Below are 17,186 nucleotides of genomic sequence, written 5' to 3' on the forward strand. Positions count from 1 at the left end.
CCCATAGCGTTCGCGGCGGGAGACCGTACATCACTTGAGGCTGCCGACGGTGACGCCGGACTTCCAGTACCGCTGCATCGCGATCATGAGGATCACGACCGGGATCATCGAGATGAACGCGCCGGTGATCACCAGCATCGTCAGGTCGTACTGCGAATCCGTGCCGCGGGCCAGCCACGACTGCAGGCCGAGCATGACGGTCCACTTGTGGTAGTCCTTCAGGAAGATCATCGGCCACATGAACGAGTTCCACGCGGCCACGAAGTGCAGCAGGAAGATCGTCGCGGCCGGGGTGACCATGAGCCTCCACGAGATCGACGTGAAGATGCGGTATTCGCCCGCGCCGTCGATGCGCGCGGCCTCCATGAGCTCGTCCGGCACCGCGCCCTCGGCATAGACCTTGGCGAGGTACGCGTCCATAGGAGTGAAGCATGCGGGCAGGATCATGACCCACCAGTTGTCATACAGACCGACCTTCTGGAACAGGATGAACGAGGGAACGGTCAGCAGCGTGCCGGGGATGATGAACGACGCCATGATCAGGCCCATGACGAGGCGCTTGCCCCAGAAGTTGTACTTCGCGAGGGCGTAGCCGGCGGCGACGGTGATGACCATTGCGCCGGCGGACGTGACGAACGAGAGCCAGACCGTGTTCCACAGCCAGGTCGAGTAGACGCCGTTCTGGTAGGTGAACAGGTCGTGCAGGTTCTGGAACAGGTTGAACTTGCCGGCGAACCACAGGCCGTTCGTGCGGTAGATCGTGCTTGTCGACTTGGTGACGGCCACGACGAGCCACCACAGCGGGGCGACCGCGTAGAACGCGAGCAGCACCAGCAGGCCGAGCACGAGCCACTTGGACGTGCCTTTGACCTGGTTCGCGGTCGATTCGCCGGACTGATCGGCCGCCTTGTCGCGGCGGCGCTTGTCCATCCAGTTGCCGATGGTTGCGGTGCTCATACCTTATTCACCTTTCCCTGCAGGGCGTACACGCCGATCGACGCGATGCACAGCACCAGCGCCAGCAGCAGCGACAGCGCGGTCGCGTAGTTGATGTTGCCCACCTGGAACGCCTGGTTGTAGATCATCATGGCCGGCGTGAAGTCCTTGGTGATGGTCTGCGGGCTGATCGAACGGAAGAAGTACGGCTGGTCGAACAGCTGGAGCGTGCCGATCACCGCGAACAGCGTGGTGAACGTGACCGAACTGACCATGTACGGCACCTTGATCGAGAACGCGATGCGCACCTCGGACGCGCCGTCCAGTCGCGCCGCCTCGATCACCTCGCCCGGGATGGACTGCAGCGAGCCGTACATGATGAGCATGTTGAATCCGAGTCCGGCCCATACGGCCATCTGGCCCATCGAGAACCAGACCATGTTCGAGTCGAAGAAGTTGATGCCCGTCCAGCGGAAGGGGCTGGTGGTCGGGCTGTACAGGTAGATCCAGATGATGGTCTGCACCACGCCTGGGGTCATGTACGGCAGAAGCAGCAGGATGCGGAACTTGCCGGCCGTCTTGGCCTTGACCGAGTCGATGAGCAGCGCCATGACCATCGACAGGAACTGGGTGACCGGCACCATGATGATGCCGTAGAGCGCCACACGGCCGAAGCCCACCCAGAACGTGGTGTCCTGCGCGGCCTTGATGAGGTTCGCGAGCCCCACGAACGTCTCCTTGGCCTCTCCCAGACCCAGACCGGACTTCTGCTTCGCGTAGACGACCACGCGGAACGACATCACGATCGGGATGATCACGAAGAACACGAAGCCACAGAAGAACGGAACGACGAACGACGCCCCCTTCGCGGCCTGAATGATACGCCACGGAACGTGGCTCGAACCACCCGACGTGCCGCCGGATGTCACTTTGCTGTCTGCCATGACAACCCTCCTACACTTTCTGTCTGTCCCATCCATGACAAACCGGTGGTGCCCGCCCTGCGGAGGAAGGCCGGCACCACCGGCTCATGGATTCACGAGATCACAGTCGGCTTGAGCCGCCGGTCGGAGACCGGAACGGGATCAGGCCTCCTTGACGTTGATGCCCTTGGACTTGAGGTCGCTCACGATGAACTTCTGCACGTTCGCGATCGCTTCCTTCAGCGTGATCTGCTTGGCGACGGCCTTGCCCCACTGATCCTGCAGCTCCGGGAACCATGCGTCGTAGTCCGGGCCGAGGTCGAAGCCGCCCATCACGTTCTGGGAGGCGTCGAGGATGATCTTCTTGGCCTCGTCGTCGTTGCTGTAGAAGTTGTCCGGGACGGATTCGTCGACGTACTTGTCCATGTCGAAGTTGGTCTTGTCGGTGTAGCCGGCCGGCACGCCGATGGACTTGGTCTCCGGGTCGCGGAAGGTGGCCTCGTAGCCTTCAGGCGTGCACTGCCACTTGACCCACTTCATGACGGCCTCTTGGTGCTCCTTGCTCGTGCCCTTCGGAATGAAGGCGACCTGGCTGAGGATGCCCGGGATCTTGGTCTCGCCCTCGCTGAACTGCGGGAACGGGATGGCCTCCCACTTGCCGGAGGTGTTCGGCATGTTGGTCTTGTAGCCGGTGCTCGACCAATAGGCCATGGTCAGCAGGCCGAGCTTGCCGGAATCGAAGTAGTTGTAGAGGGCGGGGCGATCCTGGTAGGTCTGGTTGGAGACCATGTCGCCGTCGATGAGCTGCTGGATGACGTCGATGGCCTTCTGAGTGCCCTCGTCCTGCAGATCCACGACCCAGCTGTCGCCCTTGGTGCTGAACCACTGGGCGCCGGCGGCTTCGGCCATCTGCATGAAGCCGGACGGATCCTCGCCGGCGAGGTTCATCACGGTGCCGCCGTCGGCCTTCATCTTTTCGCCGAGGGCGAGCACGTCGTCCCAGGTCTTCGGCGCGTCCACGCCGTACTTGGCGAGCACGTCGGTGTTCACGACGCCGAACGTGCCGGCAGCCACGCCCGGCAGGCCGTAGTACTTGCCGTCGAGCTCGACGTTCTTCTTGGCTCCGTCGGTGTAGTACGGCAGGATGGGCTTGATGGTGTCGGTGATGTCCTCGGCCCAGCCGTTGGCCACGTTGGTGGTCAGCGGGGCGAAGCCCTGCACGTAGTCGGGCAGCTTGCTCTTGGCCTCGAAGGCGTTGCGGAAGTTCTGCTGGATGGCGGTGTTGGACGCCTGCAGGACGAACTTGACCTTGACCTCGTTCTGGGACTTGTTGAAGGCGTCGACGCCGTTCTGTCCGTTCTTGTCCCAGCTCCAGACCTCGATCTCGACCGGGCCAGAGGACTTGGTGGCGGTGTCGCTGCCGGAGTCGCTGCTCGAACCGCAAGCGGCCATACCGGTCATGGTCGCCACGGCGACCACGCCGGCGGCGATCCTTTTGATCGACTTCATAGGCTTCATGGTGTGCCTTTCTGTATACGTCCGCCCACTTCGGCAGACGTCCTTTTCCTTACGTTGTGAATTTCATAACGCTATGAATTTCATAACGCTATGAATATAGCTCTTGACACGATTCAAGTCAACTCGACGACACGCCGATATTTACTGCACTAACAGTGATTACTCGATTCAAATAAGCACAAGGCTGCCCCGCATCACACATCGCACGCAATATGCAACATGCAACATGCAATCACACATCGCATGCAACAGCATCACACATCGCATCGCACACCGCACATACGCACGGCACGCATACAGCACCACCCTTCTCTTTGCCCATCCCCTCAACGGACATACAGCCGATCGACGGGCCCAAATCGGCCGTATGTCCGTTGATAGTCAGCCATGACATGATGATCGGCAATTCCGAACATCGCGATACAGCAATCCCCCCTCCCAACGGACAACCAGCCGATTTAACCCCATCAATCGGCTGTATGTCCGTTAGAGAAGAGACAGCATTCCCGCACGACACCGCCGAATCATCCGCCGCCACACCGCCCCCACTCCTCCTAACGGACATACAGCCGATTCGGGACCTGTTTTCGACTGTATGTCCGTCGAGAAAATGAGAATTCCGATCCAGGCAGGCAGCACATCATCCGCGGAATCAGGCCGACGGTCGATCACCCGCGGTCGCTCGCGACCGATCGCCAGCGATCGTCCTACCGCGACCGTCAGGCGAGCAGACGGCGGCGGGCCTCGTCCGGGTCGACATCGAGCGGCGGCCAGCTCAGGTTCATGCGTTCCAGAGCGTCGCGCAACAGCTCGCTGACGACGGCGCGCGAGTACCATCGCCGGTCGGCCGGCACGAGGTACCACGGTGCGGCCGGCGTGGACGTACGCTCGAACACCTCCTGCCATGCGGCCATGTAGTCGTCCCACCGGTCGCGGGCGTCAAGATCGGACATGTCGAACTTCCAGTGCTTCGATGGATCGTCCAGCCGGCCGAGGAAATGTCGCCGCTGCGCGTCACGGCTGGAGACGAGGAAGATCTTGATGATCGAGCAGCCGTCGGCGACGAGCTGCGACTCGAATTCGTTGACGAGGTCGTAGCGCGGGCACCACACCGATTCCGGATACGTGCCGTAGACGTGCGGCATGACGATGTCCTCGTAATGGGAACGGTCGAAGACCCCGATCCATCCCGGTTCGGGCAGTTCACGCCGCACGCGCCACAGGAAATCATGGGAGAGTTCCTCGTCGGTGGGCTTGCCGAAACCTTTGTACCGGATGCCCATCGGGTTGCCCTGCGTGAAGATGTGTCGGACGATGCCGCCCTTGCCCGACGCGTCCATGCCCTGCAGCACGACGAGCAGACGGCGCTTCGACCCACGCGAGCCGTTGGCGTACAGCAGGGTCTGGTATCGGGAGATCTCGTCGGCCGATACGGCGATGAACCGCTCACCGTCGGCCTTCGTGCCGTCGAATCCCGGCGTGGATGCGGGATCCGCATCGGCAAGGCCCACGCCCGGACGGAATACCAGATATTGGGTCGGGGGAAGGGACCACACGCCGCTGAGCAGATCGCTCGCCTTGGCGTTCAGCGCCAGACGCCGGTCGACGGGAGTCTGTGGCCCGATGGCGTCCATGCGATCCCGTGCCTCATCGAGCGGCCTGTTGATACGGCGCGACGCGTCTTCGGACGCATGGTCGACATGCCGTTCCTGATGCTTGCATTTGGTCATGGCCCGCCCCTTCTCTATTTATTGTTATATTATCGGCGGCCACCGCACATCAGGCGCAGGCCGCGGCAGCGGGTTCCTTGGCCGAAACGAACCGGCAGTGGCGATTGATCAGGTTGACGATCTGCCCGGTGATGACCGCGGCGACGACCGTGCCGAGGCCAAGACCCCTGATCCCGCCGAAGAACACGAACGACATGATGCCAGCGATGACGACCAGCGACACGTCGAAACAGACCTTGACCGTGCCGAAACGTACCTTGGTCACGATCGCAAAAGCGTTCACGACGCCCTCGCCGGGCACCATGATGAGCCCGGGTGCGACTTCCATGCAGATGCCCAGCGCCAGAATCGTGCAGCCGAGCAGCAATCCGACGCCCTGGCTCCACCACGCATTCGGCACGAACCACGTCAGCAGCCGCATGCTCACGTCGAGCGTGGCCGCGAACCAGAACGTGGCCGCCAGCTGCAGGTATTGGACGGGATGGAAGTCGCGGCGCAGCAGGGCGATCTCGATGAGAAGGAACACGACGTTGACCACGAAGGTCGTGATGCCGAAGCTGATCTGCGGGAAACGCAGCGTCGTCACCCACGCGATGCTCGAGATCGGCGAGGTGCCGAGATCGCTTTTCGTGATGAGCGCGATGCCGAACGATTCGACGGCAAGACCGGCCAGAAAGCAGATGATCCGTTTGACGATATATGGCATGTCCGTTCCTCTTCCATACGCATGAGTCCGCCGCCGATCATCGGCCATCACACAGGAGCCGTCAACGATTCCATCGGCGCGGGTATTGCAACCGACTGACACTATATCACAAACCGGAAAGCGCTTACCATAGATAAACGTAATTTTGTAAGTATCTCTCATCGATGTGATATCAATAACAGTAACCGCTTACCAAATAGCGGCATAAAACCGTCTACGACTGCCGCATCGATACCGCGCGCTCCGAATCACGCAGACAGGGACGGCCCTGCACCACCTCCACGCGCGACGGCGGCATGGCCACCCCCGCGCGGCGCGCACGGATCTGCTCATACAGCAGCCGGAACGCACGCTCCCCCATCTCATGGAAGTTCTGCGTATAGCTGGACAGCGCGGGCTGCCACAACGGCGCAAAGTTGCGATCGTCGAATCCGACGACGCTCACGTCGTCCGGCACCCGCCGACCGCCTTCACGCAAGCCCTTCATCACCGCGATCGCCGTCTCGTCGTTGCCGGCGAAGACCGCGGTCACATCGTCACGCATCGCCAGTTCACGGCCGACACGAACCGCCGCGTCCAGATCATCGTCCGGCACGACGATCGGCTTCGGAACCGCGATCCCCCGTTCCTCAAGCGCGTCACGCCATCCGTTCGTACGCGTGTTGTCGGTCGGCCCCTCGCGCCTGCCCACGTGGAACACGGTACGGTGGCCGAGATCAAGCAGATGCAACGTCATCCAACGGCCGCCGTCGCGCTCGGCGTTGACGACCTGATAGTCGCCGTCGCCGAAGCTGCCGCCGACCACGACCCACGGCAGATCGCCCGGCAGATGCGCGAGCGCCTCGATCCCGGCGCGATCGTACTCGTAGACGATGGCTCCCGCCGGACGAACGGACAGGCCCATGCGGATGCGGGATTCCAGCGAGTCCATGTCGGCTTCGTCGATCGAGACGATGTTGAGCAGGAACCGATGCCGGCGCGCGGCGGCCTCCGCGCCGTGGTTCGTGGCCGACGTGGAGAACGCGCTGGGATTGGCGGCGAACACCACCACCGTGTCCATCTCGCGGTTGGACAGGGCGCGGGCAACGACGCTCGGCTCGTAGCCGAGCTGCTTGATCGCCGCGGCGATGCGGTCGCGCTTGTCGGCGGAGACGTTAACGGTGCCGTTGAGATAGCGGGAGACGGTCGGCGCGGAAACGCCGGCGAGCGCGGCGACGTCCTTGATGACCGGCCTGGTGTGCCCCGTGGTCTTCGCCATGCGCAACGCCGTCCTTTCTGATCGTCCGCCGCAATACAGCATGTCCGAATACGGCATATCCATAGTGCCACGAGCCCTACGCAACTTCGGGAAACGCCGAGGAGGCCCCTTGCTCTTGCGAAGGTCATCATATCGCGCTATTCTGAAACCGGTTTCAGAAATGAAGCCGGAACAGTACATGATCGCGTATGCCGCACGACATACGCACTCACGAAAGGAATGACGATGTCTCTCAAGGATTCTATGATGCGCGGTCTGGCCATGTACGGCATGAGCGCGATGGCCAAGTCCGCTCCGGCCAGCAGCAAGGTGCTCGCCGATATCCTCAACGCCGCCGATAACGACACGATCGCTCGCTGAGCATCCTCAGCGAGATGACAATCGGACAACCTGCCATTGTCATCAACCGGCGGACCGGCATCACCGCACGATCGATATCACCACATGCGGCATTGCCAAACAATCACATAACCGAATAACTGAACATACCGGACAACGACGTCCACTCATACTTGCCGTCCCGTACCGCTCACGGACAGGGCGAACGCAGCGTAACGATCTTTCATTACAGAGAGTGGCGGTTTTCTCTCGTTGAGCGAGCCTCAAACGAGAGAAAACCGCCACTCCTCACATGCGACCGTCGGATCGGCCACCGGCACGATCGACCGTCGGCACGATCGACCGTCGGCACGATGCATGCAACATGTCTCGGCGCAACAAAACTTCCTGCTCCGCCGAGGCGCACCTACGCCATCAGCCGTCCGTCACCTGTCGGCTGTCGGCTGTCACCCGTCAGCCCAGCCCTATGCGCGAGCCGAAGAACGCATACCATGCGTCGTACAGGAACAGCGGTACCATCGCCAGCATGGCCGCCTCGATGCCAGCCGCATCCTGGATCATACCCAGAATGAACGGGATCACCGCACCGCCGACGATGCTCATCACCACGATCGATGAACCCGTCTTCGCCGCGGCGCCGCTCGTGCCGCGCAACGTGAGCGAGAAGATCGTCGGATATCCGATCGACACGAACAGGAACGACACCAGCAGCGCGATCACCGACAGACGACCCAGCCCGAGGAACACCACGACCATCAGTGCCGCGCCGGCCAGCATGTACCAGCCAAGGATCTTCGCCGGATCGAAGCGCGCCATAAGCGGCGTGGTGATGAACCGGCCGAGCGTGAACAGCAGCGCCATCACCGACAGCAGCGTCGTGGCGAGGCCGGTCGTGATGCCCGCGCCCCAATGCTTGAGCGCATAGGCCGAGAACATCGCCATGCCGCCGGTCTGGATGCCGAGGAACAGGAACTGTGCGATCACGCCGAGGGTGAAATACGGGCGACGCAGCAGATCGCGCAACGTGCCACCCGCGGCGGCCGGCTGATTACCGTCGTCGTCGCCGGGCGGGGTCGGCAGCTTGACCAGCACGAACACGAGCAGCACCACAGCCAGCACGATGCCCATCGTCAGGTAGATCGAGCGCGTGTCGCCGAGGAACTTCGTCTTCGCCGCGTCGAAGCCACCCTCCCCCGGCGCGACCGTGGTCGACAGGATCCCGCCGAGGATCAGCGGCCCGACGACGGTGCCGATGCCGTTGAAGCTCTGCGCGAGATTCAGACGGAACGATTCGCCCTTCTCGTCGCCGAGTTTGGTGATGTACGGGTTGCAGTTCGCCTCGAGCGAGGCCGCGCCCATCGCGATGACGAACATGGCGAGCAGGAACAGCGCGTAGCTGGTCAGACTCGTGGCCGGCGCCACGATGAACGAACCGGCGACGAGCAGGGCCAGTCCGCTGATGATGCCGCCCTTGTAGCCGAACCGGCGCGAGATCAGGCCGGCGGGGATCGCCATGACGAAATACGCACTGTAGTAGGCGACCTGCAGCAGCGACGACTGCGCGTTGCTGAGCCGCATGTAGTTGACGAACGGCGTGTTGAGCGCGTTCACGAGGTTCATGGTCAGCCCCCACACGAAGAACAGCGAGGTGACCAGCATGGTCGCGACAATCACGGCCGTCTTCGATGATGTGGATGCGGACGACGCGTTGCCGCCTCCGCTGTCGTGATTGGTGATGGTATTGCCGTTGCCCGTCATCTCGTCGCTCCCCGTTCGTCCATACCTTGTCACGCGACGTACGGTCGCCGAGGCCGGCGCCGTCGTCGGTCGAGTCCGACCATTGTAGCGGACGCCCGGAACCACGCGCGACACGACGTCGTTTCCCATATCTCTCAACGGACAACCAGCCGATTCAGGGGGTGGAATCGGCTGCATGTCCGTTGGAGGGAAACCCTAAACACTGAACCGCATCGCACCCACCGCATCACCGTACGGTTGCGTAGCAGTCGCAAGCAATACCGTACAGTAGGATCGGCTCAGCGTACGTTTTTGCAGACGATTCCGCAATACCGTACATATACGATGCCCTACTGTACGGTTCTGCAGCGGCCGCAAGCAATACCGTACGCTACGGTCGACTCAGCGTACGTTTCTGCAGCAGCCGTCGGCACTACCGTACACAACGACGACTGCCCATCACCGACAATCCGCTACCGCCGCAACGGCGAACCGTCAACCGTGACATCGGGTTCAGCGCATACCTCGCAACCGTCGAGCAGCACGGCGGGGCGTTCGTCGGGATGGATTGAACGCAGCCGGATGCGGTTCAGGTCGAGGCCATGCACGTTGCGCAGGTCCATGAACGCGGTGCGCGACCAGTCGGGCCAGTAGTTCTCGCTCGAACGCACGTCCGGTTCGGCGAGCTTGTCAACCAGCCGCGGATACTCCCCCAGCGGCGGGATGTCGGACAGTTTCACTCCCCCGATGAACGTGTAGCGCAGTCCGTCGAGCGTCACGTCCTCGATCGGGTGGCCGTCGGCCGCATCGAAGCGGATGCCGGCGAACTTTGGCTCGCCCATCACGTCGTCGGTGAAGCGGCGGTGCACGTTCGCCATCTCCCCGTCGTCGGTCGCGGTCACGTTGCTGATCGAGATGCGCGCCATCGTGCCGATTTCGGGCATGTGGTCGAGTTCGACCGACGTGCCGTAGTCGTCGAGTTCGAAGCGGTTGTTGAGCACGGCGAAGATCGGCCGGGTCACGTCGCGCATGACGATGTTGCTGATCGAGATGTCGCTGATCGAGCCGCCTTCGGTGCATTCGAGCTTGATGCCTTCGCGCCACACGCGGTTGAGCGTGCAGTTCGAGATGCTCACGTTGTAGATGTCGCCGATGGATTTCAGGCCGATGCGGATGCCCGCGCACACGCCGGAGAACTCGCAGTTCGTGACGTGCACGTCGTGCACCGGGTAATCCTTGCTGCTGGACTGCAGGCAGAAGTTGTCGTCGGTGCCGCGCACATAGCAGTCGGAGATGAACACGTGCGCGCTGCCGTCGAAGTCGAGGCCGTCGCCGTTGTAGCGCTTGTCGTTCTTGATGTCGAGGCCGCGAACCCAGATGTATTCGCTGTCGAGGAACGCGGTCGTCCACGCGGCGGACTCGTAGAGGCGCAGATTTTCGACGTGCACGTTATGGCAGCGCAGCATGCGGATCATCATCGGCCGGTAGATCGACCCCTCGTTCGGAAACGCGGACGCATTGCCGTCGATCGTGCCGCGGCCGACGAGCGCGAAGTCGTGCTGGTCTTCGGCGTAGATGAAGCACCGGTCGAGTTCCGGCTCGTTGCGGTAGCGGTTGTGGTGCACGTCCGGCGCGTAGTCGGCGATGTTCGGGCTCGCGAGCAGCGTCGCGGACTCGCCGACCTCCAGCGTGACGTTCGACTTGAGCTTGATCGTGCCGGCGAGGAACGCGCCGCCGGCGAGCACAACGCGGCCGCCGCCGTCCGCCGTGGCCGCATCGATCGCGGACTGGATCGCCGGAGCGTCGTTGGTCACGCCGTCCGCGACGGCGCCGAAGTCACGCACGTTATAGATGTGGGTGGTATTGATCGTCATTGTCCAATCCTTTGCAATGTGCCGTTACCTACCGAACGATCGGATCATCGTAGCGTCTATGACCACACCGCATCGGTAAACGCTTTCCATTATATACCCCGACACCACTAGCACAAGATAGACCCGATCTCGCAACCGGTGTCGCCCATGGGCCGCAAATGGAACTACGATTGCACTTCACGGCCACGAATCGAGGAAAAGCGCTCGCGCCACACAAGTAAAAGACCTTGCCCGCAACGACCCCATCAATCCACACGCGAATTCACGACGACACGCCGAACGGAAAGCGTTTGCAAGTGAATTTCCCCAACGTTATACTCATGAAACTAGTTACACCACGATGGTATAACGCCGCTCCGGCATCAGGGCGAGGTCAGCCCCGACGCCAGCGGCAACGAAGCGCATCCGGCAAAGGAGCATTATGAGCATGAGCATTTCCGCCGAAGACCCCGCGGTCTTCGCGCCCAAGGACACCGGCAGGTTCCCCTGGCGCGCGTCCATCGGCCAGTTTTTCGGCACCATCGGCTGGTACGCGCCATTCTTCGGCATCAGCGCGATCCTACTTCCCGCCAAGATCGAGATGATCGACCCGGCGCAGAAGGTGAGCCTGGTCGCCAGCGCCACGACGGTCACCATGGTCATCGCGATCTTCGCCGGCGTCATCTTCGGCGCGCTGTCCGACATGACCCGATCCCGCTTCGGCGCGCGCACCCCGTGGGTCATCGGCGGCGGCATCGCGGCTACGATCTGCCTGATCGTCTTCGCGCTGTCGAACGACACCGTCATCGCGATGGGCGCATGGTTCATCTACGTGGCCTGGTACAACGCGATCATGGCCGCCGGCATGGCGTGGATGCCTGACCTGATCCCCGTCAAGTACCGCGGCTCAGCGTCCGCCATGTTCGGTGTCGCCACCGAGATCGGCCTCAACGGCGCACAGTCGCTCGCCTCGTTGTTCATCACCAATGTGCCGCGCGGCGTGTTCGCGCTGCTCATTCTGGCCGACGTCTGCCTGATCGCCGCCGTGGTCATCTGCAAGGAGCCGTCCAACAAGGACGTGCCGCGCGAGAAGTTCACGCTCTCCGGCTTCCGTAAGTTCATGCCGCCGCGCCACGCCGGCCGCGACTACTGGTTCGCCGCGTTCGCCCGCATGATGTACATGATGCCCGGCGGCATCGGCACCTACCGTCTGTACACGCTGACCGACTACATGCACGTTTCCAAGGCCGCGGCCGCCGGCTGGATGAGCCTCATGGCGCTGCTGAGCCTGATTCTCGCGCTCGTCGCCGCCGCCATCTCCGGCCCGATCGCCGACAAGTTCCATACCATCAAAATCCCGTGCGTCATCGCCGTGTTCCTCGTCGGTCTGCCCTGCTGGCTGCCGTTCTTCATCCCGACGCCGCTCATGTACACGATCTATGTCATGCTTTCCGGCCTCGGCGGCGGCATCTTCGTCGCCCTCGACCAGGCGCTGATGACCTCCGTGCTGCCGAACCAGAAGGAGGCCGCGAAGGACCTCGCGTTCCTCAACGTTGCCGGCACGATCGGCCAGATGCTCGCCCCGATCATAGCGGCCGTGGTCATCGGCTGGTTCGGGTACCAGGGTCTGTTCCCGATGGGCTTCATCATCCTCTCGCTCGCCGCTATCTCCATCTTCGGCGTCAAGCGTGTGAAGTAAGTAAGACATACGTCCTAATACACGCCCGTTCGCGATACGACAACGCGACGCAAAAGGCGAGGCTGCGGATCTCCTCCGCAACCTCGCCTTTTGTCATTCCCCACCGTCACGCACGGACCGGCGCGGTGGACCGTCGAACGACCAGCCCGGCGGGAATGGTCACGTCATCGCCGCCGTCAAGTCCCATGCGCACGGCGGCGACACCCATGTCGGCGAACGGCACATGCACGGTGGTCAGGGGCACGATCAGATCACCGGCGAACGGCATGTCGTCGAAGCCGACCACGGACACATCACGCGGCACGTCCACACCGGCCGACCGCAACGCGACGATCGCATCCAACGCGGCCACGTCGGTGACGCCGACCACCGCGGTGAACCGCCTTCCCGAACGCCATCGGCCCGCAACGGCCGCCTGATCCGCCGTACGATCCGCCGCGAACGGCAGATCACCGGCCGGATCGTGCGCGATGCCGGCCTCGTCCAACGCACGCAGGAAACCCCGGTACCGCTGCGTGAACACCGCGGACCCCTCGCGCACCCCCACAAACAGCATGTCGCGATGGCCGAGCGATATCAGATACCGGGTCGCCGCATACGTGCCGGTCTCGTTCGCGTAGTCGACCACGCCGATGCGCGGATCCAACCCGAGCCGCGGGCGCGCCATGGCGACCAGCGACGTGCCCATCGACGCGAACCGGTCGACGTATTCGTTGAGATCCGTGTCCCGGATTGCGCCGGGATCATCATCGGCGACGATCACGGCCACGCGCGGACGCTGCGCGAGCAGGTCGGTGAGCACGGCATGCGCGTCGACCTGCGTTCCACCCGTGGCGATCAGCCGGAACGTCTTGCCTCGCCGTATCGTCTCGTCGGCCAGAGCCGCGGCCATGTCGGCGTACGCGCCGCCGGTGATCTCGCGCATGACGAGCGCGACCGAATTCGGCGGGGTGGTCAAGGCGCGGGCATGCGCGTTCGGCACGTAGCCGAACGTTTCGACGGCCCGTTCGACCTTCGCGCGTGTGACATCGGACACCTTGGCGTTGCCGCGCATCACCCGCGACACGGTGGCGATGGACACGCCGGCCGTCGCCGCGATGTCGCGGATGTTCACATCCGCCGTTTTCGCAGGCCCTTTGCGGGCGTGTGACACCGAGACCGGCCGTAGACCGTCGGATCCGGCCGGTATCGTCTCGCCGCGGCCGACGTTCCCCGTCTCATCACGTCCATTGGTTCCCACTGCAACCGCTCCACATCCCATGCCGGTCGATTATCGGGCATGTCACCGTTGCCATCATAACGTGCATCGTTCGAAACGACCGTAACTCGACACTATCGGCATGCTCTCATTGACTTACGGTCGTTTCGGAGCCACGCGACGACCGTAACTCAATGACAGACGCACGTTCCTGTTGAGTTACGGTCGTTGTGACGCCGCGAAACGACCGTAAGTCAACAGTAGGATCGTGATGTTGTCGAGTTACGGCCGTCTGCGACGCGACGACCGGAGCAGACACCCGGCACGCGTACGATCGACTCGATTCAGTACGATTCGACTCTATTCGGCATGACACGCACGCATATGACGCGCATGACGCATCATCAAACCGCACTCCATCGCACTACCGCACCGTCCGCACTACCGCACCGTCCGCACTACCGCACCGTCCGCACTACCGCACCGTCCGCACTACTACTGCACCGCACCAGCGCCACCACATTACCCCGGCAGCCGCACCACACCCGCGTCACCCGTACAACAGCTTCACGCCCGATTTCGGCACGCCGGCCTCCTCCAGCTTCCGATACAGCGGATGCCGCCGCCGCACCTCGTCATGATCGGTCCGCAGCACCGCCGTCACACCGGCACGCCGCAGCATCTCCTCGCGGGCGCGTTCGTCCAGCACCACCTGACGGATGTCGCGCCCCTTGGCCATCGCCGGGTCGACGTACTTGCGCATGCCGTCGTATTCCAACACGACGATGCCGCCGCCCGGCAGCCGCCATAGGAAATCCACGCGACTGCACGACGCATCATCCTCCGGATCGACGAACTCCCGCTGCAACTCCGGCGCGACGAATCCCCCTTCGATCACCACTGCCCGGCACCACGACTCTCCGCCGTTTTCACTCGCGGGATCCGCGTAATGCAACGCCCGCATCACCGGCCCGCAATCCACGCGCATCCGATCGCAGATGGCGAGCACGTCCTCCGTGCGGACCAAGCCGCGCCGCAACGCCGAATCAAACATCGGCAGCGCATCCGCGAATTCGTAGCGCAGTCCGCAATCGACCAGCGTCCGGGCCGGCGAAGTGATGCGCACGCTCCCGATCGTCTCCGGTTCCGTATCGTCGTCGACGCAGGCCAGATGCGCGCCGACGGTGCCGTCGCCGCGTTGCCGGTACCTGACCTCACGGACCTCGGGATCGCGCATGTACACACGATGCAGTTTCCGGTAGGACGGTAGTTTCTCGGAACCGTTCGAGGCGATGAATACCGGATCGCCGGCGTGCAGATGCCAGCCGTGTTCGAGATGCAGGATGGTCGCGGCGCTCAGTCCGGCGAAAATCCGGTGCGGAAACTGTTCGGCCAGCGTACGGATGACGTGGCGGGAGCGCTCCGCGATGTCGATCGTGGACCAGTAGTCCGCTCGTGCGTAGACGTTGCGGTGCGGCCGCACCAGTTCGCCGTGGCGGAGCCTGACGTATACGGCCTTGCGCGCCGCGTTGCTCTCGGGGAAGAAGCAGCGCCGATGCCGCTCCGCCTGCGATGACAGTCGTTCGATGTCCTTATGCGTGTTCATACGTCGATCATGACGGACCGTGGATCGCCGGCGCAAGCGCCAACGGGGTATGTGGTCGAACGGTACGATTCACGGCGTGTCGCGCGATATGCCGCGTGGCAATGTGGATAACTTTCGGTTCCGGCGCCGGTTGACGATGTGACGACGCGTCGGCACGCCGCATCCGTCACCGCCACGCATGCGAACAAGCGTCGGCGCGACGGCTGCCGCCGGCAAGGCGAGACGCGACAGGACGGTACGAGGCCGTAACTCAACAGTATCGACGCATGCTCGTTGAGTTACGGTCGTTTCGGCGCTCTCAAACGACCGTAACTCAACGATATCGACGTCCTACTGTTGAGTTACGGCCTCCATGGCACCGTCAGACGACCGTAACTCAACAGTAGGATCGCGAAGTTGCCGGGTTACGGTCTCGGCTCCCGCGGCAACGACGACGGTCGATCAGAACGATCAGAACGATCAGAACGATCAGAACGATCAGAACGATCAGGACAGACGAACTCCGGCGGACGATCATGACCAGCAGACGATCATGACGGACGTCGCCGAGCGCACGATCAGGACAGGCGGGTACTGGCGGACGTCGTTGGGACGAGCCGTAGTTCGGCTCCGACGTTCTCGTATAGACCGCGGCTGATGGCCCAGCTGACGACCTCGTCCGCGAAGCGCACCGGATCCTCGAGGAACAGGAAGTGGCCATGCCCGCCCGACCAGATCGCCACGTCCTCGGTGCCGGACGCGCGTTCGAAGTCGGCGCGCGCGGGGGTCGTGTAGATGCCGAACGTGGGCTTGGTACGCCGCTTCATCATCGCGATCGCCGGGTCCCAGTTGCCGAACGATTCCGGATCCATGTATTCGGACTGGTAGTAGTCGGCGAGCGCACGCGGATCGGCGCGGCGGATGTCGGCGACGATGGCCTCGCGCACACGCTGTGAAGTATATGCGGAGAACGCGCCTTGGATGAATGATTCGATGGTGCCGTAGGCGTCGGCGCGTAGGGCCTCGAGCATGGCCGGCTGCCCGTCGATCTCAGCCTGACGTGCGCCGAGCGCCGGATCGATCACAACCTCGCCGGCGACCAGCTCGGGATGATGCACATGCACGTGGAGCGTGAACTGGCCGCCCATGGAATGACCGATGAGCAGCACCCGCTCCCCGGAGGGCACGTTGCGGCGGATGAAGTCGGCCAGATCCTCGCCGGCCGCCGGAATCGTGAAGGGGGACTGCGCGCCGGCCGGATTGTCGTCGCGACGCGTGCCGTGACCGGGCAGCTCGTACGGCAGCACCGTCCAGTCGTCGGGCCATCGCACAAAGTCCCATACACGGGAGGATCCCGCCCATCCGTGAACCGGAACCGCGTATACATGCCATGCGCTCATGACGATTGCCTGCCTTTCGGAAACATTCGACCGGATCTGTCTCGACATCGATGCGCTCCGGCCGACCTTTATATACCCCAATATAACGGAAAGCGCTTTCCATATCAACTCGCCACCCATGTGCGCCGAATCTCCCAGCACTATCGGATGACAGAACGTCTGCCGATACACGACCCGATACCATATTCACGCTCGGCCCTCGGAACTACCCATCGTTGGAATCCGTCTCCGTTATTCATCCCCGAGCATGAGCGCGATCATGCGACCGGTCGACTACAGTGGCTCGGTAACGGAAGTACGCGCA

Annotated in this window: 13 protein-coding genes; 2 read left to right on the top strand and 11 right to left on the bottom strand. The window is 62.9% G+C overall.

The features are described from left to right. Positions 1-30 precede the first annotated feature (30 nt). The 6 genes from DSM100688_RS09955 to DSM100688_RS09980 all read right to left on the bottom strand — a co-directional run bounded on the left by DSM100688_RS09955 (position 31) and on the right by DSM100688_RS09980 (position 7,071). Entirely contained in the window at positions 31-957 is a 927-nt protein-coding gene (locus tag DSM100688_RS09955) for a carbohydrate ABC transporter permease (protein WP_152358944.1), read from the bottom strand. Continuing rightward, on the bottom strand, positions 954-1,880 hold the full coding sequence (locus DSM100688_RS09960; RefSeq protein ID WP_152358945.1) for a carbohydrate ABC transporter permease: 927 nt from the start codon (positions 1,878-1,880) through the stop codon (positions 954-956). Before DSM100688_RS09960 ends, DSM100688_RS09955 begins: the two co-directional genes overlap by 4 nt. A gap of 141 nt (positions 1,881-2,021) precedes the next feature. Further along, entirely contained in the window at positions 2,022-3,368 is a 1,347-nt protein-coding gene (locus DSM100688_RS09965) for an ABC transporter substrate-binding protein (RefSeq protein WP_163146945.1), read from the bottom strand. 728 nt (positions 3,369-4,096) lie between these two features. Further along, positions 4,097-5,107 carry a PPK2 family polyphosphate kinase gene (locus DSM100688_RS09970; protein WP_152358947.1) on the bottom strand — a complete coding sequence of 337 codons (1,011 nt, stop codon included), beginning with the start codon at positions 5,105-5,107 and terminating at the stop codon, positions 4,097-4,099. A 49-nt stretch (positions 5,108-5,156) separates the two neighbouring features. Further along, positions 5,157-5,813, bottom strand: coding sequence for a YczE/YyaS/YitT family protein (locus DSM100688_RS09975; protein ID WP_152358948.1), 657 nt, complete (start codon positions 5,811-5,813; stop codon positions 5,157-5,159). Positions 5,814-6,027: 214 nt separating this feature from the next. After that, positions 6,028-7,071 (bottom strand): LacI family DNA-binding transcriptional regulator, encoded by a 1,044-nt coding sequence (locus DSM100688_RS09980; RefSeq protein WP_152358949.1) that lies wholly within the window; start codon positions 7,069-7,071, stop codon positions 6,028-6,030. 225 nt (positions 7,072-7,296) lie between these two features. Here DSM100688_RS09980 and DSM100688_RS12245 point away from each other — a divergent pair, with 225 nt between their 5' ends. Continuing rightward, positions 7,297-7,431, top strand: a complete 135-nt coding sequence (locus DSM100688_RS12245; protein WP_275575919.1) for a hypothetical protein — start codon at positions 7,297-7,299, stop codon at positions 7,429-7,431. 432 nt (positions 7,432-7,863) lie between these two features. Here DSM100688_RS12245 and DSM100688_RS09985 read toward each other — a convergent pair whose 3' ends face one another. Together DSM100688_RS09985 and DSM100688_RS09990 are read right to left on the bottom strand one after the other, a co-directional pair. Next, a complete protein-coding gene (locus DSM100688_RS09985; protein ID WP_338070091.1) occupies positions 7,864-9,069 on the bottom strand; it encodes an MFS transporter in 1,206 nt (401 codons plus the stop codon). Between the two features lie 551 nt (positions 9,070-9,620). Then, positions 9,621-11,021, bottom strand: a complete 1,401-nt coding sequence (locus tag DSM100688_RS09990) for a glycoside hydrolase family 28 protein (RefSeq protein ID WP_152358951.1) — start codon at positions 11,019-11,021, stop codon at positions 9,621-9,623. Positions 11,022-11,442: 421 nt separating this feature from the next. On the opposite strand from DSM100688_RS09990, the gene DSM100688_RS09995 reads away from it, so the two are divergent. Then, positions 11,443-12,699, top strand: coding sequence for an MFS transporter (locus tag DSM100688_RS09995; RefSeq protein ID WP_152358952.1), 1,257 nt, complete (start codon positions 11,443-11,445; stop codon positions 12,697-12,699). Between the two features lie 106 nt (positions 12,700-12,805). Here DSM100688_RS09995 and DSM100688_RS10000 read toward each other — a convergent pair whose 3' ends face one another. The 3 genes from DSM100688_RS10000 to DSM100688_RS10010 all read right to left on the bottom strand — a co-directional run bounded on the left by DSM100688_RS10000 (position 12,806) and on the right by DSM100688_RS10010 (position 17,002). Continuing rightward, complete coding sequence (locus DSM100688_RS10000; RefSeq protein WP_204316729.1) at positions 12,806-13,939, bottom strand: LacI family DNA-binding transcriptional regulator; 1,134 nt, start codon at positions 13,937-13,939, stop codon at positions 12,806-12,808. A 508-nt stretch (positions 13,940-14,447) separates the two neighbouring features. Then, on the bottom strand, positions 14,448-15,503 hold the full coding sequence (locus DSM100688_RS10005; RefSeq protein WP_239519429.1) for a CTP synthase: 1,056 nt from the start codon (positions 15,501-15,503) through the stop codon (positions 14,448-14,450). Between the two features lie 557 nt (positions 15,504-16,060). Beyond that, positions 16,061-17,002: an alpha/beta fold hydrolase gene (locus DSM100688_RS10010; RefSeq protein ID WP_152358954.1), complete on the bottom strand. Its 942-nt coding sequence runs from the start codon at positions 17,000-17,002 to the stop codon at positions 16,061-16,063. Positions 17,003-17,186: the final 184 nt, after the last annotated feature.

Origin of the sequence: Bifidobacterium ramosum (assembly GCF_009299505.1) — a bacterium.
GTDB classification, from domain to species: Bacteria; Actinomycetota; Actinomycetes; order Actinomycetales; family Bifidobacteriaceae; genus Bifidobacterium; species Bifidobacterium ramosum.

Bases quoted from the DNA above. Each gene is read 5' to 3' on its own strand.
- DSM100688_RS09995 (WP_152358952.1), top strand. From the start codon at position 11,443: ATGAGCATGAGCATTTCCGCCGAAGACCCCGCGGTCTTCGCGCCCAAG.
- DSM100688_RS09975 (WP_152358948.1), bottom strand. From the start codon at position 5,813: ATGCCATATATCGTCAAACGGATCATCTGCTTTCTGGCCGGTCTTGCC.
- DSM100688_RS09970 (WP_152358947.1), bottom strand. From the start codon at position 5,107: ATGACCAAATGCAAGCATCAGGAACGGCATGTCGACCATGCGTCCGAA.
- DSM100688_RS09960 (WP_152358945.1), bottom strand. From the start codon at position 1,880: ATGGCAGACAGCAAAGTGACATCCGGCGGCACGTCGGGTGGTTCGAGC.
- DSM100688_RS10005 (WP_239519429.1), bottom strand. From the start codon at position 15,503: ATGAACACGCATAAGGACATCGAACGACTGTCATCGCAGGCGGAGCGG.
- DSM100688_RS09985 (WP_338070091.1), bottom strand. From the start codon at position 9,069: ATGCTGGTCACCTCGCTGTTCTTCGTGTGGGGGCTGACCATGAACCTC.
- DSM100688_RS10010 (WP_152358954.1), bottom strand. From the start codon at position 17,002: ATGGGTGGCGAGTTGATATGGAAAGCGCTTTCCGTTATATTGGGGTAT.
- DSM100688_RS09990 (WP_152358951.1), bottom strand. From the start codon at position 11,021: ATGACGATCAATACCACCCACATCTATAACGTGCGTGACTTCGGCGCC.
- DSM100688_RS12245 (WP_275575919.1), top strand. From the start codon at position 7,297: ATGTCTCTCAAGGATTCTATGATGCGCGGTCTGGCCATGTACGGCATG.
- DSM100688_RS09965 (WP_163146945.1), bottom strand. From the start codon at position 3,368: ATGAAGTCGATCAAAAGGATCGCCGCCGGCGTGGTCGCCGTGGCGACC.
- DSM100688_RS09980 (WP_152358949.1), bottom strand. From the start codon at position 7,071: ATGGCGAAGACCACGGGGCACACCAGGCCGGTCATCAAGGACGTCGCC.
- DSM100688_RS09955 (WP_152358944.1), bottom strand. From the start codon at position 957: ATGAGCACCGCAACCATCGGCAACTGGATGGACAAGCGCCGCCGCGAC.